Raw genomic sequence first — 23,529 nt, 5'->3', positions numbered from 1 at the left:
ATTGTTCCGGCAAGGTCCATGGAGGATGACGATGGACGCGACATCAAAGCCCACCTGTCACATTGTGCGTCCCAGTCATGCCTATGACGGCAAGCAGGGGCTCAGCTACTTCGAAGGCATCGCGGCCGAGACGGTCGGCGCCAAGGGCATCTGCATGAATCTGCTGACGATCCCGCCCGGCGTGCGCGCCAAGGCGCATCTGCATGAGGCGCACGAAACGGCCATCTACATGCTGTCCGGCGAGGCTCACACCTGGTATGGCGACGAGCTGGAGCATCATGTCGTCGTTCACGCCGGCGAGCTGTTCTATATCCCCGCCGGTGTGCCGCATCTGCCTGCCAACCTCAGCAGCACCCCTTGCACCGCGATCATCGCCCGCACCGATCCGAACGAGCAGGAAAGCGTCGTTCTGCTTCCGGAGCTTGATCGGCTGGTGCAGGAGTGACGATGTCAAGGATCACACTCCCGTCGCCGGGATGCCGGATCGTTCGACCTTGCGGGGCGCCACGAGCTCCTTCCAGGTCGAGAGCGCCTTGTTGACTGCCTGGAACGGTTCGCGCTTGACGAACTGGCCGTGGCCTTCCATCGTCTTGATCGCGCCTTCCTCGATCGCCACTTCGCCGCGCGTCAGCGTGTAGCGCGGCAGGCCGGTGACTTCCTTGCCTTCGAAGACGTTATAGTCGATCGACGACTGCTGCGACTTGGCCGAGATGGTCTTCGAGCGCTTCGGATCCCATACGACGATATCGGCATCGGCACCGACGAGGATCGCGCCCTTCTTCGGATAGACGTTGAGGATCTTGGCGATGTTGGTCGAGGTGACCGCTACGAATTCGTTCATCGTGAGACGGCCGGTGTTCACGCCATGGGTCCACAGCATCGGCAGTCGGTCCTCGAGGCCGCCGGTGCCATTCGGGATCTTGGCGAAATTGCCGACGCCGAAGCGCTTCTGCTCGGTGGTAAAGGCGCAATGGTCGGTTGCCACCACCGACAGCGAGCCGGATTGCAGGCCTGCCCAGAGGCTGTCCTGGTGCTGCTTGCTGCGGAAGGGCGGCGACATGACGCGGCGGGCGGCATGGTCCCAGTCCTTGTCGAAATATTCGCTTTCGTCGAGCGTGAGGTGCTGGATCAGCGGCTCGCCATAGACGCGCATGCCCTTCTGGCGGGCGCGGCGGATGGCTTCATGCGCCTGCTCGCAGGAGGTGTGCACGACATAGAGCGGCACACCGGCCATGTCGGCGAGCATGATGGCGCGGTTGGTTGCCTCGCCTTCGACCTCGGGCGGGCGGGAATAGGCGTGTGCCTCGGGGCCGTTGTTGCCTTCGGCGAGAAGCTTGGCGGTCATCGAGGCAACGACATCGCCATTCTCTGCGTGAACCAGCGGCAGTGCGCCGAGCTCGGCGCAGCGCTGGAAGGAGGCGAACATCTCGTCGTCGTTCACCATCAGCGCGCCCTTGTAGGCCATGAAATGCTTGAAGGTGTTGATGCCCTTGTCCTTGACGACCGTTTCCATCTCGTTGAAGACGCGTTCGTTCCAGCCGGTGATCGCCATGTGGAACGAATAGTCGGCGTTGGCGCGGCTGGTCTTGTTGTCCCACATCTGCAGGGCTTCAAGCAGCGACTGCTCCGGTCCCGGCAGGCAGAAATCCACCACCATGGTGGTGCCGCCGGCGAGACCCGCGCGGGTGCCGCTTTCGAAGTCGTCGGAGGAGTAGGTGCCCATGAACGGCATTTCGAGATGGACATGCGGGTCGATACCACCGGGCATGACGTAGCAGCCCGCAGCATCGAGCGTTTCGGTGCCGGAGAGGTTCGGGCCAATCTCGACGATCTTGCCGCCCTCGATCTTCACGTCCGCCTTGTAGGTCAGGTCCGCGGTGACGATGGTTCCGCCCTTGATGACTGTGCTCATGATCAGTTCCCTTGCATTGATTGCTCGCGGCTATGCGTCCGCCGGTAAAAGAAAGGCGGGAATGATCCCGCCCTTGATTATACAACGATTTCGGCGGTCTCGACGACGGCGTGGAAGAGGACGTCAGCGCCGGCCGTTGCCCATTCCTTGGAGATGTCCTCCGCCTCGTTGTGCGAGAGGCCTCCGACGCAGGGGCACATGACCATCGTCGTCGGCGCGACCTTTGCTGCCCAGCAGGCGTCGTGGCCGGCGCCCGAGATAAGGTTCATGTGGCTGTAGCCAAGCCGTTCGGCCGCACCGCGCACGCGCGAAACGAGCGTCGGATCGAAGGTGACCGGCGCGAAGTGGCCGATCGCCTCGATCGCGCAACCGACGCCGAGCGCTTTGCAAATGTCAGGTGCTTCTGCCTCGATCCTGGCACGCATGCCGTCGAGCTTCGCCTGATCGGGGGAGCGGATGTCAACGGTGAAGACGACCTTGCCAGGCAGGACGTTGCGTGAGTTGGGGGTGAAGAAGACTTGACCGACGCCGCCGACGGCGCCCGGCTGGTTCTCCATCGCCACGGTCTGCACCATTTCGATGATGCGTGACATCGCAAGCCCGGCGTTCACGCGCATGTTCATCGGGGTCGAGCCGGTATGCGCTTCCCTGCCAGTCAGCGTGAATTCGAGCCACCAGAGGCCCTGACAGTGCGTGACCACACCGATCTGCTTGTTCTCGACTTCGAGGATCGGCCCCTGTTCGATGTGGTACTCGAAATATGCGTGCATCTTGCGCGCACCGACATTTTCGTCGCCAACCCAGCCGATGCGCTTTAGCTCGTCGCCGAAGGTCTTGCCCTCCGGATCCTTGCGCTCGTAAGCATATTCCAGTGTATGGACGCCGGCGAAGACACCCGAGGCGAGCATGGCCGGTGCGAAGCGTGCGCCTTCCTCGTTGGTCCAGTTCGTGACAACGATCGGATGCTTGGTCTTGATGCCGAGGTCGTTCATGGTGCGGACGACTTCGAGAGCGCCAAGCACGCCGAGCACGCCGTCATATTTGCCGCCGGTCGGCTGCGTATCGAGATGCGAGCCGACATAGACCGGCAGCGCATCCGGATCGGCGCCCGGACGGGTCGCGAACATCGTACCCATCTCGTCGATACCGAGGGTCAGCCCGGCGTCTTCACACCATGTCCTGAAAAGGCTGCGCCCCTCGGCATCGGCGTCCGTCAAGGTCTGGCGGTTGTTGCCGCCAGCAATGCCCGGGCCGATCTTTGCCATGTCCATGAGGCTGTCCCAAAGACGATCCCCGTTGACGCGCATGTTCTCGCCTGGTGCTGCCACCATGTCCAAAGCCCTCACCTGTTTTCGCGGTCATGCAGCGCGCATGCCCGCTTGTTCCCGTGGTCAGTTTCTCGGCGCTCTTGTTTGTTTTGTTAGCGCCGGAAAATCGCCAGTTGCCTTTGTTTTGCATCTGATCGATAATTTGACCGATTGGTAAACATTACAACTTCCGGCGCTGGGCTCAAGACGAAAATCAGGAAAAATACAGACAAAATTGCCGGCATCTGCCCATTTTTGCGGCGAGCGGCCCATGCCGGTTCAATCTTGAGCGAAATGGTTGAATTTGAAGGGGAAACAAGATCGACATGGCAATCCCGAGAGCAGCCAGGACTCAGCGGCGCACGCGCATTCAGGAAGAGAAGGAAGAGCAGATTCTTGAAGCCGCGCTCGACGTGTTTTCGGTTAGCGGCTTTCGTGGTTCCACAATTGATCAGATCGCCGAAGTCGCCGGCATGTCGAAGCCGAACCTGCTCTATTATTTCCGCACCAAGGAAGCGATGCACCGGGCGCTGATCGACCGCGTGCTTTTTACCTGGCTGGAGCCGCTGAGAGCCTTCGATGCCGAGGGCAATCCCGAAAGCGAGATCCGCAGCTACATAAGGCGCAAGCTCGAAATGGCCCGCGATTTCCCACGCGAAAGCCGGCTTTTCGCCAACGAGATGCTGCAGGGCGCGCCGCATGTCGAAGACGAACTGAAAGGGCCGCTGAAGGAACTCGTGGACGAGAAGGCCGACGTTATCCGTGCTTGGGCAAAAGCAGGCAAGATCGCCAAGTGCGATCCCTACCACCTGATTTTCTCGATCTGGTCGACGACACAGCATTATGCCGACTTCGACGTTCAGGTGAGGGCGGTGCTCGGGCAGGACCATGCAGGCGCCGGTCGCTTCGACGATGCGGCGCGCTTCCTCGAGCAGCTGTTCATCGACGGACTGAAGGTCAAGCCGGTGCCTGGCGCATCATGATGGCGTGGCATCGCACCATCATTCGTCGAAATTCAAGAGTGAGTTGATGGCAGCGCGCGCCTTGGCGTGGCGGGTTTTATAGGCTTGCTGGATCGCCTTCCGTCTTGCTTCGAGCACGGGCTCCGGTGACATGGCCGATAACCAGGCCAATGCGGTCGGTACAAACTCGCCGCTCGAGGGAATGAGAAGGTCGCTTTCATCGAGCTGCTTCCTGATGCAGCCGCGGTCGCAGGAGATGACCGCGTTTCCGGCCGCCTTCGCCTCAAAGATCATCAGCGGCTGCGCCTCGTTGCCATGGGTCGTGGCGAAGACGAACACATCGACCTCGCGATAGAAGTCCCCTTTCGCGGCGTCATATAGCGGGCCGCGATAGTCCAGCGTATCGCCGAGTTCGGCGACGGCGGCATCAATGGCCGCGCGTTCGCCGGCGCCGGCCGGACCCGCGAGGATTGCCCTGATCGGCAAGCTCTCATTTTGCGCTTGCCGGGCGAGATCAAGAAAGGTGTCCAGCCCTTTCTCGCGGCTGAGATTGCTCAGCATGCCGATCACGAGATGCGTGCGGTCCTTCGGCTCGTCCCTTTCTTCCTGCGCTACCACGAAGGCCGCATTGGAGATCAGGCTGCTCCGCGTGCGGCGGCCATAAGTATCGGTGAAGTCGTCTCGCATGATGTCGCACGGGAAAATGTGTCGCAGCCGGCGGCCGCCGAGCGTCAGGATGGATCGCATCAGCAACCTCGGCCTATCGATGTAGCTGAAACTGTGATGGTGCAGGTAGACGGGATAGGCAAGGAGCCTCGCAAACAGCACGATCAGCGACGTGTAGATCAGGCCGCCTTCGCAGGCGAGATAGCAGATCCTGTTGCCATGCGTGCGATCGCGAAACAGCTGGAGACAGGCGCCGAGGACGCGACTGAACTTGATCGGATGCTTCAGCAGCGACAGCTTGCCGGTCGGCGGGGCGACATTGCAAACCGTGACGCTGTTGGCTTCCGAAAGAAGCACGATCATGCTTTTAGTCGCGTGCGAGAAGCCGTTGAGTGGCGGAGGCAACTGACCGATCGCAACGATATGACATGTCATGCGGGAGGCTACCTCTTTGCGCCTCCCGACTATCGCACCGACGCAAGAAAATACAATCTCCCTCGCGGCGGCTCCAATGCTTCTGCCCGTGCAGCGATCCTTGCGTTAGGCGGCGGCCGCCGCCGGGCTGGTCTCGAAGGAAAACCCCTCGTCGGCCCAGCCGGTCATTCCGCCGATCATGACCTTCCCCTGGAGCCCGAGCCTGGCGAGACGGAGAGCGGCCTTGTCGGTGCCGTTGCAATGCGGGCCGGCGCAATAGACGACGAAGAGGGTATCTGCGGGCCATTCCGACATGCGATGCGCCGTCATCTTGCCGTGCGGCAGGTTGATGGCACCCGGTACGTGGGCGGCGGCATAAAGTGCGGGCGAGCGAACGTCCAGCAGTACGAAGTCACTGTTGCCGGCGGCGAGCGATGCGTGGACGTCCCAGCAATCGGTCTCGAAGGCGAGCTTGCGGGCATAGTAGGCGGCGGTGGCCTCGGCAGAGGCCGCAGGGGTTTCGGCGACGAAGCTCGGCATGGCATGTCCTTTCGGTTCGAGTTGCCGCCGACCATCGCCGATGTTATGGCTTGGCGAAATTGGCCAGAATGACGGTTTGCGTAAAGATCATGCCAAATGCGCTGAAGGGACCCCATGTCGCGGTGCTTGCCTATGACGGGCTGTGCACCTTCGAGTTCGGCATTGCCTACGAGGTGTTCGGCCTGTCGCGTCCGGAAATGGGCGAGGGATGGTACCGCTATTCGGTCTGCGCCATAGAGAAGGGACCGCTTCGTGCGGCCGGCGGGCTGACGGTTTGCGTCGATCATGGGTTGGAGGTGCTCGAGGAGGCGGATTTGATCGTCGTGCCTGGCTGGCGCGCGATCGATGCAGAGGTTCCCGACGCGGTCATCGATGCTTTGCGCTTAGCCCACCAGCGTGGTGCGCGGATCATGTCCCTCTGCTCCGGTGTTGCGGTGCTTGCCGCCACCGGGTTGCTCGGCCATCGGCGGGCAACCACGCATTGGCGCTACGTCGCCTCGATCTCGGAGCGTTACCCCGATATCAGCTTCGATGCCGGCGTGCTCTACATGGACGAGGGTAGTATCCTGACGGCGGCAGGCAGCGCCGCCGGTATCGATCTCTGTCTGCATGTGGTTCGTGGTGATTTCGGCGCGGAGGCTGCCAACAGCGTCGCGCGGCGCCTGGTGCTGCCGCCGCATCGCGAAGGCGGGCAGGCGCAGTTCATCCAGGCGCCGGTACCGCAGGAGCGCGAGGGCATCCGGCTCGGCCCGCTGATCGAGTGGATGCGGCAGCGGCTGGATGAGGAGCAGTCGATCAGTCTGCTCGCGACGAAAGCCGGGATGAGCCAGCGAACCTTTCAGCGCCGGTTCGAGAGCACCACCGGGCTCAGCGTCGGCGAATGGCTGCTGAGGCAGAGGCTTCGCCATGCGCGCGAGCTGCTGGAAAAACAGATCGGCGCATCCCTCGACGACATCGCAGCTTCCAGCGGTTTTGGGACGCTGGCGACGATGCGGCATCACTTCCGCAAGCGGCTGGGCACGAGCCCGGGCGCCTATCGGAAGATGTTTGCGGCTGGCGGCGGTTGAGCCCCTGATACTGGCCTTCTAGCCCCTTCTCCTTCCTGTGCTTGTCACAGGGGTCCAGCAGCTGCGCGTCTGCGCGGCGAGAGATTGACAGGTCGTCCGCAGGAGGCGGGTCGCTGTCAGCAAGCAACGCCGCGGCGAGTTCCGCTGCGGCGTTGCAAGTCGATTACTCCGCGGCCTGGCGGGCCATCGGGTTGTTCGGATGGGTCGTCCAGTTGGCGTAGTTCGGATCGACGATCTTACCGGTGCGCTTGTCGAGGTCGCCGGCGGGGAGCTGCTCCATGGTGATGCAGTTCTCGACCGGGCAGACGTTGACGCAGAGATTGCAGCCAACGCATTCGTCTTCCATCACCTCGAAGTGGCGCACGCCATTGACGAACTGGGTAATGGCCTGGTGCGAGGTATCTTCGCAGGCGATGTGACAGCGGCCGCACTTGATGCAGGCATCCTGATCGATCTTCGCCTTGGCGATGTAGTTGAGGTTGAGATACTGCCAGTCGGAGACATTAGGCACTGCGCGGCCGGTGATATCGTCGAGATTGCGGTGGCCCTTGGCGTCCATCCAGTCGGACAGACCCGTGATCATCTCCTGCACGATCTTGAAGCCGTAGGTCATCGCCGCCGTGCAGACCTGCACGTTGCCGGCGCCGAGCGCCAGGAACTCGGCCGCATCGCGCCAGGTCGTTACGCCGCCAATGCCCGAGATCGGCAGGCCGTAGGTTTCCGGATCGCGGGCGATCTCGGCCACCATGTTGAGCGCGATCGGCTTGACCGCCGGGCCGCAGTAACCGCCGTGGCTGCCACGTCCGTCAATGGACGGCTCCGGCGAGAAGGTGTCGAGGTTGACCGCGGTGATCGAGTTGATCGTATTGATCAGCGAGACCGCGTCGGTTCCGCCGGCCTTGGCAGCGCGCGCCGGCTTGCGGATGTCAGTGATGTTGGGCGTCAGCTTGGTGATCACCGGCATGCGCGTGTACTGCTTGCACCAGCGCACGACCATTTCGATGTATTCCGGCACCTGTCCGACCGCGGAGCCCATGCCGCGCTCGGACATGCCGTGCGGACAGCCGAAGTTGAGCTCGATGCCATCGGCGCCGGTTTCCTCGACCAGCGGCAGGATCGATTTCCAGGCGTTTTCCTCGCACGGGACCATGATCGAGGCGATCAGCGCCCGGTCCGGCCAGTTCATTTTCACCTGCTTCATTTCGCGCAGGTTGGTGTAGAGGTCGCGATCGGTGATGAGCTCGATATTGTTCAAGCCCAGCAGGCGGCGGTCGGCGCCCCAGATCGCGCCGTAGCGCGGGCCGTTGACATTGACGACCGGCGGGCCTTCCTCGCCGAGCGTCTTCCACACGACGCCGCCCCATCCGGCCTTGAACGCGCGCTCGACATTGTAGGCCTTGTCGGTCGGCGGTGCGGAGGCCAGCCAGAACGGGTTGGGCGACTTGATGCCGACGAAATTATTGCGGAGATCAGCCATTGTTCATTCTCCCCTTCAAGCGACGGCAACGGCGGGCTGCGCACCGGCAGCAAGCACGCGGTTGATGGATTCAGCGGCATCGCGGCCCTGCGCGACGGCCGAGACGGTGAGATCGTCACCACCGAAGACGCAATCGCCGCCGGCCCAGACGCCGTCCAACGAAGTCTTGCCTTGCGCATCGATGGCGATGCGTCCGGACTCCATGCGCAGCGCGCCGAGGCCGGAGGCATCGAAGGTCTGGCCGATCGCCTTGAAGATCTGGTCGGCGGCAATGACGCCGGTCTCGCCGGTTGTCGACAGGCGACCATCGACGAGCTTGGTATATTCCACCTCGATCGCGGCGACCTTGCCGTCCTGTGCGAGAATGGACTTCGGCGCCAGCCAATGGCGGATGATGACGCCCTTGGAGGTGGCGAGATCCTGCTCGAACTGCGAGGCGTTCATATGTTCCTTGCCGCGGCGATAACAGATCGTCACTTCCTCTGCGCCGAGCAGCTTGGCCTGCACGGCGGCATCGATTGCCGTCATGCCGCCGCCGAGAACGACGACGCGGCGGCCGATCGCGATATCGCCCTTGCTGGCGGCCTGGCGCAGGCTGGCGATGAAGTCGACGGCATCATCCACGCCGGGTAGATTTTCGCCTTCGACACGTAGCGCGTTGACACCGGCAAGGCCGATGCCGACGAAAACGGCGTCATATTGCGATTGCAGATCTGCGAGGGAGAAATCACGGCCAAGTTGCTGGTCGTGGCGCACTTCAATGCCGCCGATCGCCAGAACGTAGTCCACTTCCTGCTGCGCGAAGTCGTCGACTGTCTTGTAGGTGGCGATGCCGTATTCGTTAAGGCCGCCAGACTTGGGCCTTGCGTCGTAGATGACGACGTCATGGCCCTTCACGGCGAGGCGATGGGCAGCGGCAAGACCTGCCGGGCCTGCGCCGACGACGGCAATCTTCTTTCCGGTCAGAGCGGGGCGGCTGTAAAACTGCTTGTCTGCCTGCATGGCCGTGTCGGTGGCGTAGCGCTGCAGGCGGCCGATTTCGACGGGCCGCTCTTCTGCCGTGTTGCGCACGCAGGCCTGCTCGCACAAGTCTTCGGTGGGACAGACGCGAGCGCACATGCCGCCTAGAATATTCTGGTCGAAGATCGTCTTGGCCGATCCAAGCGGATTGCCGGTGGCGATCTGTCGGATGAAGAGCGGAATGTCGATGGAGGTGGGACAGGCCGTCATGCACGGCGCGTCGTAGCAGAAATAACAGCGGTCGGCTGCCACCAGCGCCTCGTGCTTGTCGAGGCGCGGATGAAGATCGGAGAAATTCGATTCGTACTCGGCGGGCGAAAGCCGGCCTGCACGAATCCCAGTTCCCAGTCGTTCCATTGAAGTTCCCTCATTATTGGTAAACGGCCAGTGAGGGAAGCGTAACTCAGCTTCAAAAATTTATCAAACGGTAAAATTTTTGCGATGTATGCCGTCTATCATATTGTTTTAATACGGCTATTTTTGCTGGTTTCGGAGCGCCGTCCACCCTTGGCCGCGTGCTGCAAATAAAAAATGAAGAAATCGATTTTTTCTCGTCCGTTCGGGGAACCATTCGGATACTTGCCCGTTACTGCGGTATCCGAACGATGACCGCATCGACCCAACATGCGCGCCCCCAACCCATCGTTCGGACGTACTCACGGTCCCCTCCCGGTGAGTGAAAGAACAGCCGGTGCGCCGCCCTCGCACTGGCTGTTCTTCGTTTAGCGCAGGGCTGCCTGTCGAGGAGGACGCCGGAGAATCTCGAACTCGGCGTCAGGGATGACCAGATGATATTCGATCCGGCCTGGTACCAGCGTGAGTTCGGCCTTGCCGTTAACCGAGGAGGGGACGACGCGTTCGAGCACCGTCTTGCCGAAGCTGTTTTCGCTGAATTCATGAATCTCTGTCGGATCGCACAGCGTCTCCGCCCATGAAACCTCGATTGCCTTTCGCCCGGCAGAGGCCACTTCGTGGCAGCTCAAGGTGACAGCAGGTTTGCTGCCGGCGATCGCTCCATAGGAAGCCGAATTGACGATCAATTCGTGCAGCGCCAGGCCGACATGCACGGCGGCATTGGGTGTCAGGTGGACGTTTATCCCGGCGATCGGCAGCGGCCCTGCGGTCTCAGGCCAATAGGGGGCGAACTGCTTTTCAGCGAGTTCGAACAGGAAGGCACCGCGCCAACTGGAGTCGGTAATCAAGTCCTGCGAATTCGACAGCGATTGCAATCGCCCGCGGAATTTCACCAAGAAGCTATCCAGCGAGATGGTGTTGCGGGCCGTTTGTGTGGCGATGCCCTGAATAATGGCCAGAAGGTTCTTCGAGCGGTGCGATAGTTCGCGAAGAAGGGACTTCAGCACTTTTTCGCGATGCCGCGCCTCCGTCACCTCGGATATGACGGAAAGGATGCCCATGGCGTGATCGGTGCCAGCGCGCTGGATCTTCAGTTCGTACGTGCAGATTTCCCCGTCGATCGAAATGTCGACCTCGGTTGTCGTCTGCTTGCCCGTTTCGAAGACCTGCTGCTTCAGCTTCTCCAGCTTGCGCCCATGTGTCTCGCCGAAGACATCTGCGTCAGTTCCACCAGGTATTGCAAGCGGCTGAAAATACGCAGGAAGGTTATCGGCATAGATGATCGACAGGCCAGGATCTTGGTAGATCACTGAAATCCCGGCACTTGCGAGCGCGCGCTGCAGTAGAACCACTCTGCCTTCCAGCGCGAAGGGCATGCCGGGCACTGGTTCATTCCTGTTCACCTAGTCGCCTTTCCCATTTTGATCTTTCCTCACGGCGGAGGAGGGTGCCCATTGATCGGGAAGCTAATCCTAGAAGAAAGCGCTAAAAAAAAACTTTAAGGCCGGAAAAGCGTTCCAGATTCACCGAAACGCATTCCCGTTCCCTTTGTTCCTCAAGTCGCCATTTTCTCAGGCGGCGGCCTTGGTGGATTGGTTGAAGAAAAGTGCCTGACTGATCAATGCCTTGACCATGTCCGGATTGAACGGCTTCGTGACCAGGAACGTCGGCTCCGGCCGTTCGCCCGTCAGCAGTCGCTCCGGAAAGGCGGTGATGAAGATCACCGGCACGCTCGCAGTCTTGAGAATGTCGTTGACCGCATCGATGCCGGAGCTGCCGTCGGCAAGCTGGATATCTGCCAGAACCATGCCCGGCCGGGTCCTGTTATAAAGCGCAACCGCTTCGGCATGAGTACGGGCGATGCCGGTCACGCGGTGGCCGAGGCTTTCCACCATTTGTTCGATGTCCATCGCGATCAGCGGCTCGTCCTCGATGATCATGACGTCGGTGGCAACCTGGCGAGAGATTTCGCGCGATGCGTTGTCGAGCAGGCTGACCACTTCGTCCTCTTCCACGCCCAGGATCTCGGCAATCTCTCCAACCCGAAAGTTCTCGACGGAGGCGAGGATAAAAGCCTGGCGCGCGCGCGGCGAAACCTTGGCGAGGTTCAGCGTTGCGCGCTGCTCCCACGCGTAAGGCGAGGCAGGTTCAGGTATCTGGACTGTGACGGAACCAAACAGCGTGGTGAAAAGTTTGTACAATGCAACGCGGTCATCCGCGGTATCCGGGAAAATGGATATATCGGTAATGATCGCCTCGAGTACGGCGGCTACATACGCGTCGCCCGACGTTTGCGTTCCGGTAAGCGCGCGGGAATAACGACGCAGATAAGGAAGGTGCGGCGCAATTCGAGTCGAAAGTGTCATTTAAAGCTCCCAACAGGCCGGTGAGCGGCCTCAATGGCGATTAAAACGCGACGGACTGTAAAAATGTTCCTGACATGTAGGAACTTTTTTTTCCCAGCAGCATTATCGTGCCTACAAACAGAGGGCTCATCGCATTTGTTCATGACACGCGTCGGGATGTTCGCCAATCAGCCGGCCCAAGCGGCTGATATAGTTAAGACGAACTTAACCAAGACGACGTGGCAGAACCGGCGGATAACGAGTAAAGTGACGATTGATGACGACGCGAAAGAATGAAAAAGATCGGCAGCGGCTGGAAATGCGCGCAAGCGATATCCTCGACCCGAACAGCCAGATCGGGGTGAAGTTACGATCGCTTTATGCTGCCGTGCAGGACGAGGCGATTCCGGAGCGCTTTCTCGATTTGCTCGAGAAGCTTGACCAGGCTGAGCTGGTCGCTTCGGCCAAGGCCGCGAAGTAAGGTGGCTCCATGGAAAAGCAGCAACCAAGCTTCAAGCGCGAGCTCCTTGCGTCGCTACCCAGTCTGCGAGCATTTGCCATCTCGCTGATTGGCCGGCATGACCGGGCCGACGATCTTGTTCAGGACACGATCATGAAGGCCTGGGCAAAGCAGGATCATTTCGAGATGGGCACCAACATGAAGGCCTGGCTCTTTACGATCCTGCGCAACGAGCTTTACAGCCAGATGCGCAAGAGCGGACGCGAAATCCAGGATAGCGATGGCCTGTTCACCGAGTCGATGGCGATGCACCCGTCGCAGTACGGGGCGCTCGATCTTCAGGATTTCAAGAAGGCGCTCGATCAGTTGCCCCCGGACCAGCGCGAAGCGATCATTCTGGTCGGCGCATCGGGGTTCTCCTACGAAGAAGCCGCAGAAATCTGCGGATGTGCCGTCGGCACGATCAAGAGCCGCGTCAATCGCGCCCGCCAGCGTCTCCAGGAACTGCTTCAGATTTCCGGCGAGGCCGATTTCGGGCCGGATGCAACATCCTCGCCGCTGACTTCCAAAGCCTTCGCCTTCTGACCTGCCCAGCTAGACAGAAAGGCCGGCTGCCTGACGGCGCCGGCCCTTTTTGGTCGGGTGAACGATGGAGTGTCAGTCGTCGTTGCGCTTGGAGCCCATGAGGTTGGCCGCGACCACGGCTGCGAGAACACCCGCCGTCAGCAACGGCTGGGCGCGGATGAGGCCTATACCGACGGCCGCAAGCGATTCCAGCGCCTGTCTGCGCTCGGCCGCACGGCGCGCCTCCTGCGCATTGATCACCATCATGATAACGAGGACGACGATCGCGATCAGCAGTGCTGCGGCAGCCAGGAATAGCGCCGCGCCTATCGGCCCATAAATGCCGGAGAGCCATATCGCGCCGGCAACGACCGCGAGTGTATAGGCGGTCAACAGGAGGACGACGGCAATCGCCACGAAAATACCGTTGCGCTTCGTCCGCGCAACGGTTCGGTGAACACTCGTGCCTACCAGCAGGCTGAGGAGCGGGAAGAGCATCTCGTCTCCTTAACGGCGGGCAAGCAGGGCGAGGACAAGCCCGAAGGCTGCCGCCGCCCCGATGGTGGCTACAGGGTGCCGGCGTACCGTGTTTCGCACTTCATGGGCGCTGCGAAGGTAGCCCTCCTGCAATTCGTGGATCAGGTCCTCGCTGCGGGAGAGTAGATCGTCGTAGCTGGTTGCCGCCTGATAGCGAAGTCGATCACCCGACTTGCGCGACTGCTTTCCAGCGATCTTCGTCAGCGCCGCGATCTCATCGCGAAGAGTTTCGATCTGCTCTTCGATGGTGGATTCAATGTTGTGAAGCGTGCCGCCATTGCGCCGGCTGCGGATGGGGTGGAGGAGCGAAGAGACCACGATTTTCTCCATCGGTAAGGCGCGCTCTGACGCGGCCTGGTTCAACACAGGGCCGCCGCCGAAGTTTGCATGAAGATTGTCGCCCGGCAATGACCCACATCATCAATTGCTTAACGCGGCCGCCCCTCAAAAGTTCCGCTACGCTGGATTGTATCAGGTCTGAACTGCACTATGAGCAAGCACGAAGGGTGTGCCGTCTGCTGGAACCTGATTGATCCGCAGGGCACAGCCAAAGACGGACTCCATGGTCTCATCGGTCAGCACGTCGCGGACGCCACCAGCCGCAGCCAATTGGCCGGACTTCATGAGGATGATCTGGTCGGCGAAGAGCGCAGTCAGGTTGAGGTCGTGCATGACGGCGATGACGCCGCCGCCGGCTTCGCAGAATTTGCGTGCCAATGTCATGATGGTCAGCTGATGGCTGATGTCGAGGCTGGATACCGGCTCGTCGAGCAGGAGCCAGCACGGCTTTCCGTCGATGACCGGCTCGGCGATCTGGCAGAGAACGCGGGCGAGTTGCACGCGCTGCTGCTCACCGCCCGAAAGCTCCTGATAGAAGCGTCCTTCGAAGCCATTGAGGTCGACGGCGGCCAGCGCATTCGCGGCAGTCTGCTCCGCTTTATCAGGGTTGCGATTGACGCCAGTGGCCAAACCCATCCGAACCACTTCGCGCACCGTGAACGGGAAGGAGATGGTGCTTACCTGCGGCAGCACGCCACGCATCGTCGCCAGCTGCCATGGCTGCAGCGCGCTGACATCCTGCCCATTGAGGCGAATGGTGCCCGCGTAGGGGAGTTCGCCCGAGACGGCTTTCATCGTGGTCGTCTTGCCTGAACCGTTCGGGCCGGCAATCGCCGTCAGCTGACCGGCCGGTGCGGTGAAGCCGACCTGGCGAACGATGGTCTTGCCGGAAAGGCGTACGGAAATGCCGGTTGCTTCGATCATTGCTCGATACTCAAAGGGCAAGGCGTGCGCGATGCCGCAACAGAATCCAGAGGAAGAACGGGCCGCCGACGGCCGCCGTAATGATGCCGATCGGCAGTTCGGCCGGTGGGACGATCGTCCTTGCAAGGACGTCGGCGAAAATCAGCAACGAGCCGCCGAGAAGGGCGGAGGCTGGCAGCAGGAAGCGGTGATCGGGGCCGATCGACATTCGCAGCACATGCGGAACCACAATGCCGACGAAGCCGATGCCTCCGCTAACCGCGACCGAAGCACCCGTTGCAGCGGCAACGCTGACGATGGCGATATTCTTCAGCCGCTGGACGGGGACGCCCATGTGAAAAGCCGTCGCTTCGCCGAGCGTGATGGCGTTCAGGCCCCGGGCCATGAACGGTATCGCGGCAAAGGAGAGAAGAATGATTGGCGCGGCGGCGGCAATCTTTGCCCATGTCGCTCCGGCAAGTGATCCCATCCCCCAGAACGTGAGGTCTCGCAATTGCTGATCATTGGCCATGTAGATCAGCAGCCCGGTGAGCGCACCAGCAAGCGAGCCGAGCGCGATGCCGGCAAGCAGCATCGTGGCAACCGAGGTCTGGCCGTACCCAGTTGCGATCCGGTAGAGCAGCCACGTGCTGGCGAGGCCGCCGCAGAAGGCTGCAATCGGCAGTGCGTAGATGCCGAGCAGCGTGTAGAGCGGTGCGGCAAAGGTGCCGGCGAGCACGATGATCACCACTGCGCCGAGACCTGCCCCTGAGGACACGCCGACAAGTCCAGGATCGGCAAGCGGATTGCGGAACAGGCCCTGCATGATGGCGCCCGAGACGGCAAGCGAGCCACCGACCAGGAAACCCAGGATCGCGCGAGGCATGCGGATATCAAAGATGATGATCCGATCGCGCGCGTTCAGCGCATCATCTGAGCCGGCCACGTAGGCAATGGCATCGAGGAACGAGGCGTTGGAAGCGCCCGTTGTCACCGAAAACAACAGGGACAGGACGGAGCCGACCGCAAGCAGAACGATCGCCAGCAGGGCGAGGCGGCTGCGATCGCCCGTCCTGTGAAGCTCCCGCAGACCTGTCAGCGAAAACATCGCACGCTTCTGTCCCATGGTGTCCTGCAGAGCCATCATCAGCTCCCGTAGATCGCCGCGTTCAACTCACGCACGGCGCCCGCAGTGCGGGGGCCGAACCCGAGCAGGTGCAGGCCGTCCATGCGGATGATCGCCTTGTTCTGTGCTGCAGGTGTCAGGGCCAGTGCGGGCTGCTTGAGAAGGTCTTCATCCCCAGTACCCGAACCATCGCCGCGGTTCATCATCAAAATGACGTCGGGCTTTGCTTCCACGATCGCTTCGTCGGTCAGCGGCTTGTAGCCTTGGAAATTGCCCACGGCATTGACGGAGCCCGAAAGTTTGATGATGCCGTCGGCAGCAGTGCCGGTACCGGATGCCATGATCTTGCCGCCCTGCATGCTGAGGATAAAGAGGACACGCTTGCGCTCGCTTTCGGGCCGCTTCTTGGCGTCGGTAATCGCCGCGTCGAGGTCTGCGCCGACCTTTTCCTCCAATGCCTTTGCCTTGTCCGGCTTCCCAAGGAGTTCGCCGACGCGGTCGATCTTCGTGAGGATGCCCTCACGCGTATAGGCATTCGGGACGGTCTCGAAGGGAACGCTGGCGCTCTTTAGAACATTCAGTGCTTCCGGAGGTCCGGATCCTTCGATGGCGATGATGGCCGTCGGGTTCATCGCAAGGATGCCTTCCGGCGACAGGGCACGCATGTAGCCGACGTCGGGCAGCTTCATCGCCGCTTCGGGATACATGCTCGTCGTGTCGCGGGCGATCAGCCGATCCTGCTCACCCAGCGCGTAGACGATCTCGGTGACGTCGCCGCCGACCGATACGAGGCGCGTCGTATCCAGTTTCTCGGCCGCCAGGCAATCCGGGACGGGAGCCAGCGACAGCACAATAGCCGCCGCCGAAAACGCCAGTGCCCAAAGCCGCTTGTGGCGCGGTTCCTTACGCATCTTCAACCCCTTCTCAAGCCGCGACGCTTGTTCCTGTGCGCGGCAGGTTTTCCATGATGGAGCGCCAATCGTCGCGCTCATCGCTGCCTTCCTTGCGCTTGCCGAAGAACTGGATGATCATTTCGCCATCGCCATTGTAGGCCTCGAGCGAGGTCACATGGCCGTCCTTTGTCGGCTTGCGCACGGCCCAGGTCTCGGCAATGTGATCCTGCCGAAGGTGCAAGTGGAAGGTCGGATCGAGAACGTTGATCCACGGACCCATCGGCTGCACGTTGAAGATCGGGCCGGAATGGATCTGGACGATTCCGCTGTTGGCCACGAAGCACATGACCGGCAGGCCTGCCTTGACCGAAGCGTGCATCATCTCTGCCGTCGCCGTGTTGTCGAGCTGCCAGGCATAGTCGTCGCCGACAGTGCGGACGGCGACCTGGCGACCGATCTTCAGCTTGCGCAGCATCCCAAAGAACTCGTGCGTGTCGGTGAGCTTGCTCCAGTGCTGGCGTAGCTCCTCGCGCGTGACCTCGCCGCTCTCGTCCATCGACGAGGGTGTCGGATCGGCGACGAATTCGTTAGACTGATCCTCAAGCTTCAGATCACGGACGATGGCGTGATAAGCCTCGACATTCGAGTTCGGGCGAAGATGTACCTTGTGAACTGCGTTTCCGGCCTTGTCGAAGTATTGCAGGCTGAGACGCTCCTGTTCGCCGTCTTTCTTGGACACTGCAAAGCCGTGCGCCCAGCGATTGGGGAAAATGCGCAAGTCGATGTTTTCCCCAAGGACGATCGAGGCGTGCGGCCCGGCGGTCATGTTTTCGTAAACGCCGATCTTCTCGTGAACGGCGCTTTCGTTGCGAGAAAGGGCCATGACTTCGCCGAGTTCAGCGACCCGCTCCAGAAGCTTCAAAGCGCTGCCATCGATGCGGGTTGCGCTGATGCCAACCTCGGCCGCGACGAGCGCTGCTTCGGAAATCTGAAGCTGAGCCGCGATATCGCGCTCACGCATCTTCGGATTTTCTGCGCGAAATGCGCGAATGTCGGCGGGAGCCGGTTTCGTGGTCTCAGTCATGTCCTAGCCCTACTTATTGAGAATGAGTTTGCCCTGACGGGTGATTTTCATGCGGTAGACCACGCCATCGTGACGGATCATGATCTCGGTCGCTCCGCGAAAAATGTCTGCACTTTCCAAAACGCGCATTTCTGCCGTTGGTTGGCGCTGCAGCGACGCGTGAGTAAAGGTATCTGGCTTCTCAACCATCATTTCGGTCGGTTATTTCCGCTCGATCCGCGGCGCCTACGCCGGGAAAGTCCATAATTATCTTGACTCTCATAGTCATCATTTTTTAATGACGCAATAGCGGAGTTTGAAAGTCAAGTTTAGAGGCTACTGATGGAAGGAATGGCAGTGAGCAAGATTGCAGCGTTTTTGACGAGCGGTCTGATCGTGGTTGCGAGCGCGTCACACGTTCTTGCTCAGGATGCTGCAGCGGCGTCGCCGGTGAAAGGCCTTGAGGTCGAGCTGAACGGCCTCGCGCCCTCGCAGAAGGGCTGCATGATGACCTTCGTTGCGCTCAACAATCTCGCCGCGCCGATCAACAAGATCTCCTTCGAGCTTGCTTTCTTCAACGACAGGAATGCCGTCGACCGAGTGACCGTGTTGGACTTCCGCGATCTGCCGCAAGGCAAGAAGCGCGTACGCCAGTTCGACATGCCGAACGTCAAGTGCGAGAGCGTGACGCGCCTGTTGATCAACGATGCGCCGGTTTGCGACGGCCCGGCCACGGGAGCGTGCATGAAGGGTCTTGTCACCCGTTCACAGGTTTCCGTTCCTTTCGAGGGTTGAGTGGTTCGCCGGCGGGATAGCCGGCGGTTTTCTGTTTCAACTGGCCGAGGCAGGCACAAATGGCAGTTTCAGCAAAATCCAAATCGAGAGTCATTCTCGTTGAGGAGCCGGTCGCCGACAGCAGAATGAACGACAACAATCCCGGCATGCATCCCGGGCATGAATTGTCTGATCTTCGCAATGCGCCACGCCAGCCGGCTGCCGAGGTCTCCATTCACTACGCCCGCCTGGCGTTGATTGGTTCCTTCCCGCAGGATCCGCAAACTGCGAGCAACACCGTCGCAGCCGCGCCATCGATGGATGCCAGCCTCGAAAAGGATGAGAGCGCAAGACCACATCAGCGGAATGTGGTGATGGCTTGTCTCAGCTCTCTTGCTTGCCATGCGGCTGTTATCGCGATCCTGGTCGTCGGGTTCGTGGTCACGCCACACGACCCGGTCGAAGAGGCCGGCGAGGTGGTGAGTGTTATTATCCTTGGCGATTCAGAGGCGGACCAGGCGGCCGCAGGCGAAAAAACTGAAGAACCACAGCCTGAGCAGATCGTGGCCGAGACCGTTCAGACGCAGACTGTGCCCCCGATTGCGATGACGCCGACGCAGACAGAGCCAACAGAACCGGTCGCTGTTGCGCCGGCGCAAGAGGTCACGCGCGTTTCGCCGGAAAACGTCGTTGCCGCGGAACCCGAAGTGCTGACCTCGCTATCGCCTGCCGAGGCATCCGTGGTGCAGCCGACGGCGAGGGTGCCGCCGGAGGTTCCTGCGGAGACGCCTCCCGTTGCCCAGGCGGCGCCAGAGCAGGTTAAGCCGGTCCAGCCGACGGAAACAGCGACGGTCGCTCCGGAACCGGATAGGCCGACGCTTGAACCCAGGCCGAAGGCGGAAAAGTCCGTCAAGAAGCCGGTCGAGAAGAAGGAGCCGCCGAAGAAGGCCAAACCATCTGCGGGGTCCGGCGGTGAAAACAAGCAGGATTCCAAAAAGGGATCCGTCGAGGGGGCCGAGACAGCAACGTCGAACCAAAATTCGCGTGGCTCCGGCAGCAGCGGCGGTGTGGGGAGCGCAGCCGTTGCCAACTACCCCGGCAAAGTGCAGTCGCGAATCCGCCGCTCCGTCAGAGTGCCGTCGCAGTACAAGCGCATGAGCGCGTCCATGAGCGTCCGCGTTCGCCTCACAATTGGGGCCAGCGGCGATCTGAGCGGTCTTTCGATCGCGCGCAGCTCAGGTATTCCCGAGCTGGATCAGGCTGTTGTCGAGGGTATTCGCCGAGCGGCACCGTTCCCTCCGCTCCCTACCGAGTGGGGCAAACCGGTCTGGTCCTTCAATCAGGACGTTCAGGTGACAGGACGCTGATAAAATATGACTGATATAATCAACTTTATACTTTACTCTAAAAATCAAGTTTAATAAGGTCCGCTCGCACACGCAGGGTTCGTGTGACGATCAACGAGCGAACGGGTGGGCAATGGCTCGAAAGACGAAGAAGGGTTCCAACCGCGAGATCCGCGTCAATGCGAATATCGAGACGGTTGAGGAAGCGTCCGGGCGGTCCAAACTTGATGGACGCAGTTTCCTGTATGTCGGCGGACGGGACTGCCAGGTGGCGCACCTTCGCCAGATCGCAAGCAACTTTGGGGCAGAGCTGATCCACCACGACGGTGGTTTGCGCGAAGCGGTCTCCCGCATCGATACCGTGCTTCCCTCGGTCGACTGCGTCTTTTGCCCGATCGACTGTATCAGCCACGATGCCTGCCTGCGCGTGAAGACCGGCTGCAAGAAATTCGGCAAGGCTTTCATCCCGCTTCGAAACGGCAGCAAGTCCAGCCTGGAACGTGCGCTGCAGACGATGAACGAACGAGACAATTCCCGATGAATGAAGAACGCCCTGACGGGGTCATGATGATCGGCTTGCACAAGCTTGCCGCTCAAAGAGGTGACGGCCTTGTGCCGGAGCTTTACGATCTGCTGCTGCGCAATGCCGAGCGGCGTAGAGACTATCCCAACGTGTCGGAGTTTCCGCTCTGGGAGGCACGGATGCCCGGGCAGCAGCTTGAAAAGCCGCTTGGTTTGGAGGCTGCAAACGGCAATAATGTCGTGGCCTTCGCGCCTGCGCGCGCTGGCGTGAAAGGCAAAGGGTAAGGATCCTTCCATGTATATTGCGATGAACCGCTTCAAGGTTGCGATGGGATCGGAGGCCGACTTCGAGAATGTCTGGCGCAATCGCGATTCCAGCCTCTCTCAGGTTCCCGGCTTCGTCGAGTTCCGCCTGCTGCGGGGCAGGACGAATACGGAGGAGGATTACACGCTGTTTTCCTCGCATACCCTCTGGCAGAGCGAGGAGGACTTCGTGAACTGGACGAAGTCCGAAAACTTTCGCGCCGCCCATCGCAGTGCCGGTGAACGCAAGGCGATGTACAAAGGGCCGCCGGTTTTCGAAGGCTTCAACGTCGTGGCCGGCATCTGAATGGCCGAGCCGGACCCGGATCGTGTCGAAGTCCTGCCGGTGCTGCCATCGCTTAATCTCGAAGAAACGCTGGCCTTTTATCGTGACGATCTTGGCTTCGACCGGATCCTCCACCAGTCTCCAGACTATCTGATCCTGCGTCGCGACGAGATGGACATTTCTGGCTGGCGCGCGACCGAGCGCTATGCGAGGCGACGTCCGTCTATCTGCGTGGCGGTCGAATTGCCGCGCTGCATGCGGAATATCAAGTGAAGCGCGTGGCGCGTCTGACCCCGCTTGAGCGACGGCCTTGGGGTATGGAAGAATTCCATATCAATGACCCGCATGGCAATCTGCTCTCGGTTTGGGCGCATACCCGTCAGCTGATCGATCAGCCTCGACGGATGAAGGCGCCAACTGCGACCGCCAACCAGCCGAACATCATGGCAACTCCGCCCGTGGGTGCGGCCATCGGAAACAAACCTGAACCCGCATAGCGCAATGCGACGAGATCGCCGGCAAACAGAAGTGTGCCAGCGCCGATCAGTATGCCGGCAAGCCATGCGGTCCTTAGCTTCTCGGCGCCGATGGCAAGAGCAAGCAGGGCAGGGCCGTGCGCCAGGCACATTGCCGAAGCCGAAGCGACGAGATGTGCGTCGCCGCCGCCGTGCGCTGCGGCAGCCGCCAGCGCCACGCCGGCAAAGCCGAACAGGCCTGCAAACAGATAAAGTAGCGGCGCAATACGCGCGTTCAGCGTCATGGCTGTTCCTATTCCTTGTTCTGCATGTGATATGCGAGCCGTTCGATGGGCGGCAGGATGATCTCGCGCAGCTTCGGATTGGCGATGGTTTCTTCAAGCGCGCGGCGAAAGCAGAGCAGCCATTCGTCGCGTTCCACGGGACCGATCTCGGCAACGAAATGCCGGCTCCTGAGGCGTGGATGGCCGCGCTTATCGGTGTGGAGCGGCGGGCCGCCGAGATACCCTGTCAGGTATTCGTAGAATTTCTCCTCGCTGCCTTCCAGTGATGGCGGATGGACGGCGCGGACATGGCGGGCCTCCGGCAGCGTATCCATCAGCTCATAGAAGCGGTGCGTCAGCGCATGCACGGCCGCGCCGCCGCCCATTGCCTCGTAAAGCGTAATGACTTTTTCCGTCACGGTTCCATTCCTCGAAATCCAACTCTTAATGCACTGCGATGAAGACGACCGCAACCGCCTGGATCAGTACGCGGCAATTCGCCCGCCGTCAGTCTGCCGGTGACAAATATCTTGACAAAACCGTCTGGACGGTATCTTTTGTCGATATGTCACTCGCTCATCATCGCCGCAAACAGCCTCTCATTGTGCGCCAGCAGTTGCTGGATGTGGCCGCTCGCTTGACGATGGAGCAAGGTATGGCTGCTCTGACACTGGATGCCGTGTCCGGCGCTTCAGGGGTCAGCAAGGGCGGGCTGTTGCACCACTTCCCGACGAAGAATGCGCTGCTGGATGCGCTTTTCGAAAGCCTCCTGGACCGTTTTGACGCTGATATCAATGAGCGCATGCGTGAAGACCCGGTGCCGCACGGCCGTTTCAGCCGGGCCTATCTGCATGCCGTCGCCGATCTCAGGGAGAGTCCCGACGAGGCGGCCCATTGGGCTCAGGTCACGGTCGCGTTGCTTGCTGAGCCACGGCTTCGGCATCGCTGGCGCGCGTGGGTGCAGGAGCGGACGGAGGAATACGTCGGTACGGATTCGTCCGTCGATGCGCAGATCGTTCGGTTTGCGGCTGACGGCCTCTGGCTTGCCGACATGCTCGGCAGCCATGACAACGGCGGCGATCGGCATGCGCTGATTGCCCGTCTCGTCGAATTCACCAACAAGTAGAGTAGGACCCCGCCATGGCTCCCGCTGTCGTCTACGCGCTGCTCTTTGCTGCGATCGCGCTGGAGGTCATTGGCACGACGGCGCTGCAATTGTCGCAGCAGTTCACCCGCGTCGGGCCGACGGTTGTTCTTGTCACCTGCTACGCTGCCGCATTCTATTGCCTGTCGATAACGCTGAAGGTTATTCCCGTCGGCATCGCCTATGCAATCTGGAGCGCGCTCGGCATCGTGCTGATTTCCGCTGTCGGCCTCATCTATTTCAAGCAGCGGCTCGATGCGCCGGCGATCATCGGGCTGGGGCTGATCATCGCCGGCGTGCTGGTGGTCAACCTTTTTTCAAAATCCGTCTCCCATTGATCTCGCCCGCATCCGGGCTCATCTGGCTAGCCACCTTGACCGGCTGCGATCCCCCGGATGTGGTCGCGACATTTGACCGCCGCCGCGCGGGCTTGTGAAAAATGGCGCCATATCCATATCTTCTTGAA

The 23,529-nt window shown here is 60.9% G+C and carries 29 protein-coding genes and 1 pseudogene; 13 read left to right on the top strand and 17 right to left on the bottom strand.

Annotation, left to right across the window (positions count from 1 at the left end; genetic code table 11):
* Nucleotides 1-31 precede the first annotated feature (31 nt).
* Nucleotides 32-445 carry a cupin domain-containing protein gene (locus tag ACSQ9D_RS13465; protein WP_436282635.1) on the top strand — a complete coding sequence of 138 codons (414 nt, stop codon included), beginning with the start codon at nt 32-34 and terminating at the stop codon, nt 443-445.
* Between the two features lie 12 nt (nt 446-457).
* Here ACSQ9D_RS13465 and hydA read toward each other — a convergent pair whose 3' ends face one another.
* Together hydA and ACSQ9D_RS13455 are read right to left on the bottom strand one after the other, a co-directional pair.
* The gene (gene hydA, locus ACSQ9D_RS13460) at nt 458-1,912 is read right to left on the bottom strand and encodes a dihydropyrimidinase (protein WP_436282634.1); all 1,455 of its coding nucleotides are present in this window, start codon (nt 1,910-1,912) and stop codon (nt 458-460) included.
* Nucleotides 1,913-1,989: 77 nt separating this feature from the next.
* On the bottom strand, nt 1,990-3,243 hold the full coding sequence (locus tag ACSQ9D_RS13455; protein ID WP_436282633.1) for a Zn-dependent hydrolase: 1,254 nt from the start codon (nt 3,241-3,243) through the stop codon (nt 1,990-1,992).
* A gap of 302 nt (nt 3,244-3,545) precedes the next feature.
* On the opposite strand from ACSQ9D_RS13455, the gene ACSQ9D_RS13450 reads away from it, so the two are divergent.
* The gene (locus ACSQ9D_RS13450; RefSeq protein WP_037124226.1) at nt 3,546-4,202 is read left to right on the top strand and encodes a TetR family transcriptional regulator C-terminal domain-containing protein; all 657 of its coding nucleotides are present in this window, start codon (nt 3,546-3,548) and stop codon (nt 4,200-4,202) included.
* 18 nt (nt 4,203-4,220) lie between these two features.
* Here the strand turns inward: ACSQ9D_RS13450 and ACSQ9D_RS13445 are convergent, their stop codons facing one another.
* Together ACSQ9D_RS13445 and ACSQ9D_RS13440 are read right to left on the bottom strand one after the other, a co-directional pair.
* The gene (locus ACSQ9D_RS13445) at nt 4,221-5,282 is read right to left on the bottom strand and encodes a glycosyltransferase family 4 protein (protein ID WP_436282632.1); all 1,062 of its coding nucleotides are present in this window, start codon (nt 5,280-5,282) and stop codon (nt 4,221-4,223) included.
* Between the two features lie 105 nt (nt 5,283-5,387).
* Entirely contained in the window at nt 5,388-5,801 is a 414-nt protein-coding gene (locus tag ACSQ9D_RS13440; protein ID WP_436282631.1) for a rhodanese-like domain-containing protein, read from the bottom strand.
* A 68-nt stretch (nt 5,802-5,869) separates the two neighbouring features.
* Between ACSQ9D_RS13440 and ftrA the strand changes: the two genes are divergently transcribed.
* Nucleotides 5,870-6,868 carry a transcriptional regulator FtrA gene (ftrA, locus tag ACSQ9D_RS13435; RefSeq protein ID WP_436282630.1) on the top strand — a complete coding sequence of 333 codons (999 nt, stop codon included), beginning with the start codon at nt 5,870-5,872 and terminating at the stop codon, nt 6,866-6,868.
* A 163-nt stretch (nt 6,869-7,031) separates the two neighbouring features.
* Here the strand turns inward: ftrA and preA are convergent, their stop codons facing one another.
* The 4 genes from preA to ACSQ9D_RS13415 all read right to left on the bottom strand — a co-directional run bounded on the left by preA (nt 7,032) and on the right by ACSQ9D_RS13415 (nt 12,085).
* A complete protein-coding gene (gene preA, locus ACSQ9D_RS13430) occupies nt 7,032-8,345 on the bottom strand; it encodes an NAD-dependent dihydropyrimidine dehydrogenase subunit PreA (RefSeq protein ID WP_037124236.1) in 1,314 nt (437 codons plus the stop codon).
* A 15-nt stretch (nt 8,346-8,360) separates the two neighbouring features.
* A complete protein-coding gene (locus ACSQ9D_RS13425) occupies nt 8,361-9,722 on the bottom strand; it encodes an NAD(P)-dependent oxidoreductase (protein WP_436282629.1) in 1,362 nt (453 codons plus the stop codon).
* 365 nt (nt 9,723-10,087) lie between these two features.
* Entirely contained in the window at nt 10,088-11,095 is a 1,008-nt protein-coding gene (locus tag ACSQ9D_RS13420) for a sensor histidine kinase (protein ID WP_436283835.1), read from the bottom strand.
* Nucleotides 11,096-11,290: 195 nt separating this feature from the next.
* Nucleotides 11,291-12,085: a response regulator gene (locus tag ACSQ9D_RS13415; RefSeq protein WP_037124241.1), complete on the bottom strand. Its 795-nt coding sequence runs from the start codon at nt 12,083-12,085 to the stop codon at nt 11,291-11,293.
* 298 nt (nt 12,086-12,383) lie between these two features.
* On the opposite strand from ACSQ9D_RS13415, the gene ACSQ9D_RS13410 reads away from it, so the two are divergent.
* Both ACSQ9D_RS13410 and ACSQ9D_RS13405 read left to right on the top strand, forming a co-directional pair.
* Complete coding sequence (locus tag ACSQ9D_RS13410; protein WP_224566993.1) at nt 12,384-12,545, top strand: NepR family anti-sigma factor; 162 nt, start codon at nt 12,384-12,386, stop codon at nt 12,543-12,545.
* A gap of 9 nt (nt 12,546-12,554) precedes the next feature.
* Nucleotides 12,555-13,109 carry an RNA polymerase sigma factor gene (locus ACSQ9D_RS13405; protein ID WP_016554882.1) on the top strand — a complete coding sequence of 185 codons (555 nt, stop codon included), beginning with the start codon at nt 12,555-12,557 and terminating at the stop codon, nt 13,107-13,109.
* Nucleotides 13,110-13,181: 72 nt separating this feature from the next.
* Here the strand turns inward: ACSQ9D_RS13405 and ACSQ9D_RS13400 are convergent, their stop codons facing one another.
* The 7 genes from ACSQ9D_RS13400 to hemP all read right to left on the bottom strand — a co-directional run bounded on the left by ACSQ9D_RS13400 (nt 13,182) and on the right by hemP (nt 18,162).
* A complete protein-coding gene (locus tag ACSQ9D_RS13400) occupies nt 13,182-13,586 on the bottom strand; it encodes a hypothetical protein (protein ID WP_037124245.1) in 405 nt (134 codons plus the stop codon).
* A 9-nt stretch (nt 13,587-13,595) separates the two neighbouring features.
* Nucleotides 13,596-13,955, bottom strand: a complete 360-nt coding sequence (locus ACSQ9D_RS13395; RefSeq protein ID WP_436282628.1) for a DUF883 family protein — start codon at nt 13,953-13,955, stop codon at nt 13,596-13,598.
* Nucleotides 13,956-14,096: 141 nt separating this feature from the next.
* The gene (locus tag ACSQ9D_RS13390; protein ID WP_436282627.1) at nt 14,097-14,888 is read right to left on the bottom strand and encodes a heme ABC transporter ATP-binding protein; all 792 of its coding nucleotides are present in this window, start codon (nt 14,886-14,888) and stop codon (nt 14,097-14,099) included.
* A gap of 10 nt (nt 14,889-14,898) precedes the next feature.
* Nucleotides 14,899-16,011 (bottom strand): FecCD family ABC transporter permease, encoded by a 1,113-nt coding sequence (locus ACSQ9D_RS13385; protein ID WP_436282626.1) that lies wholly within the window; start codon nt 16,009-16,011, stop codon nt 14,899-14,901.
* Between the two features lie 2 nt (nt 16,012-16,013).
* Nucleotides 16,014-16,904, bottom strand: a complete 891-nt coding sequence (locus ACSQ9D_RS13380; RefSeq protein ID WP_436282625.1) for a heme/hemin ABC transporter substrate-binding protein — start codon at nt 16,902-16,904, stop codon at nt 16,014-16,016.
* A 13-nt stretch (nt 16,905-16,917) separates the two neighbouring features.
* Nucleotides 16,918-17,970 (bottom strand): hemin-degrading factor, encoded by a 1,053-nt coding sequence (locus ACSQ9D_RS13375; protein ID WP_436282624.1) that lies wholly within the window; start codon nt 17,968-17,970, stop codon nt 16,918-16,920.
* Nucleotides 17,971-17,979: 9 nt separating this feature from the next.
* Entirely contained in the window at nt 17,980-18,162 is a 183-nt protein-coding gene (gene hemP, locus ACSQ9D_RS13370) for a hemin uptake protein HemP (protein WP_037124258.1), read from the bottom strand.
* A 138-nt stretch (nt 18,163-18,300) separates the two neighbouring features.
* On the opposite strand from hemP, the gene ACSQ9D_RS13365 reads away from it, so the two are divergent.
* The 6 genes and pseudogenes from ACSQ9D_RS13365 (at nt 18,301) to ACSQ9D_RS13340 (ending at nt 21,567) form a co-directional block, all read left to right on the top strand.
* The gene (locus ACSQ9D_RS13365) at nt 18,301-18,744 is read left to right on the top strand and encodes a hypothetical protein (protein WP_436283834.1); all 444 of its coding nucleotides are present in this window, start codon (nt 18,301-18,303) and stop codon (nt 18,742-18,744) included.
* 59 nt (nt 18,745-18,803) lie between these two features.
* Nucleotides 18,804-20,090, top strand: coding sequence for a TonB family protein (locus ACSQ9D_RS13360; protein WP_436282623.1), 1,287 nt, complete (start codon nt 18,804-18,806; stop codon nt 20,088-20,090).
* A 112-nt stretch (nt 20,091-20,202) separates the two neighbouring features.
* Nucleotides 20,203-20,610, top strand: a complete 408-nt coding sequence (locus tag ACSQ9D_RS13355; RefSeq protein ID WP_037124262.1) for a DUF2325 domain-containing protein — start codon at nt 20,203-20,205, stop codon at nt 20,608-20,610.
* Entirely contained in the window at nt 20,607-20,876 is a 270-nt protein-coding gene (locus ACSQ9D_RS13350; RefSeq protein WP_436282622.1) for a hypothetical protein, read from the top strand. Before ACSQ9D_RS13355 ends, ACSQ9D_RS13350 begins: the two co-directional genes overlap by 4 nt.
* Before the next feature lie 10 nt (nt 20,877-20,886).
* Complete coding sequence (locus ACSQ9D_RS13345) at nt 20,887-21,201, top strand: antibiotic biosynthesis monooxygenase family protein (RefSeq protein ID WP_436282621.1); 315 nt, start codon at nt 20,887-20,889, stop codon at nt 21,199-21,201.
* Nucleotides 21,202-21,567, top strand: a pseudogene (locus tag ACSQ9D_RS13340) (bleomycin resistance protein). It abuts the gene before it with no gap.
* Nucleotides 21,568-21,571: 4 nt separating this feature from the next.
* Here ACSQ9D_RS13340 and ACSQ9D_RS13335 read toward each other — a convergent pair.
* Both ACSQ9D_RS13335 and ACSQ9D_RS13330 read right to left on the bottom strand, forming a co-directional pair.
* Nucleotides 21,572-21,940 (bottom strand): DUF423 domain-containing protein, encoded by a 369-nt coding sequence (locus ACSQ9D_RS13335; RefSeq protein ID WP_037124269.1) that lies wholly within the window; start codon nt 21,938-21,940, stop codon nt 21,572-21,574.
* Between the two features lie 8 nt (nt 21,941-21,948).
* On the bottom strand, nt 21,949-22,338 hold the full coding sequence (locus ACSQ9D_RS13330) for a group II truncated hemoglobin (protein ID WP_436282620.1): 390 nt from the start codon (nt 22,336-22,338) through the stop codon (nt 21,949-21,951).
* A gap of 146 nt (nt 22,339-22,484) precedes the next feature.
* Here ACSQ9D_RS13330 and ACSQ9D_RS13325 point away from each other — a divergent pair, with 146 nt between their 5' ends.
* Complete coding sequence (locus ACSQ9D_RS13325) at nt 22,485-23,045, top strand: TetR/AcrR family transcriptional regulator (protein ID WP_436283833.1); 561 nt, start codon at nt 22,485-22,487, stop codon at nt 23,043-23,045.
* 14 nt (nt 23,046-23,059) lie between these two features.
* The gene (locus ACSQ9D_RS13320) at nt 23,060-23,401 is read left to right on the top strand and encodes an SMR family transporter (RefSeq protein WP_368515446.1); all 342 of its coding nucleotides are present in this window, start codon (nt 23,060-23,062) and stop codon (nt 23,399-23,401) included.
* Nucleotides 23,402-23,529 lie beyond the last annotated feature (128 nt).

The organism is Rhizobium sp. LjRoot258, from assembly GCF_964254185.1.
Taxonomy (GTDB): domain Bacteria; phylum Pseudomonadota; class Alphaproteobacteria; order Rhizobiales; family Rhizobiaceae; genus Rhizobium.
The sequence above is the reverse complement of the archived record's forward strand: the minus strand, read 5'-3'. Positions and strand labels throughout refer to the sequence as shown.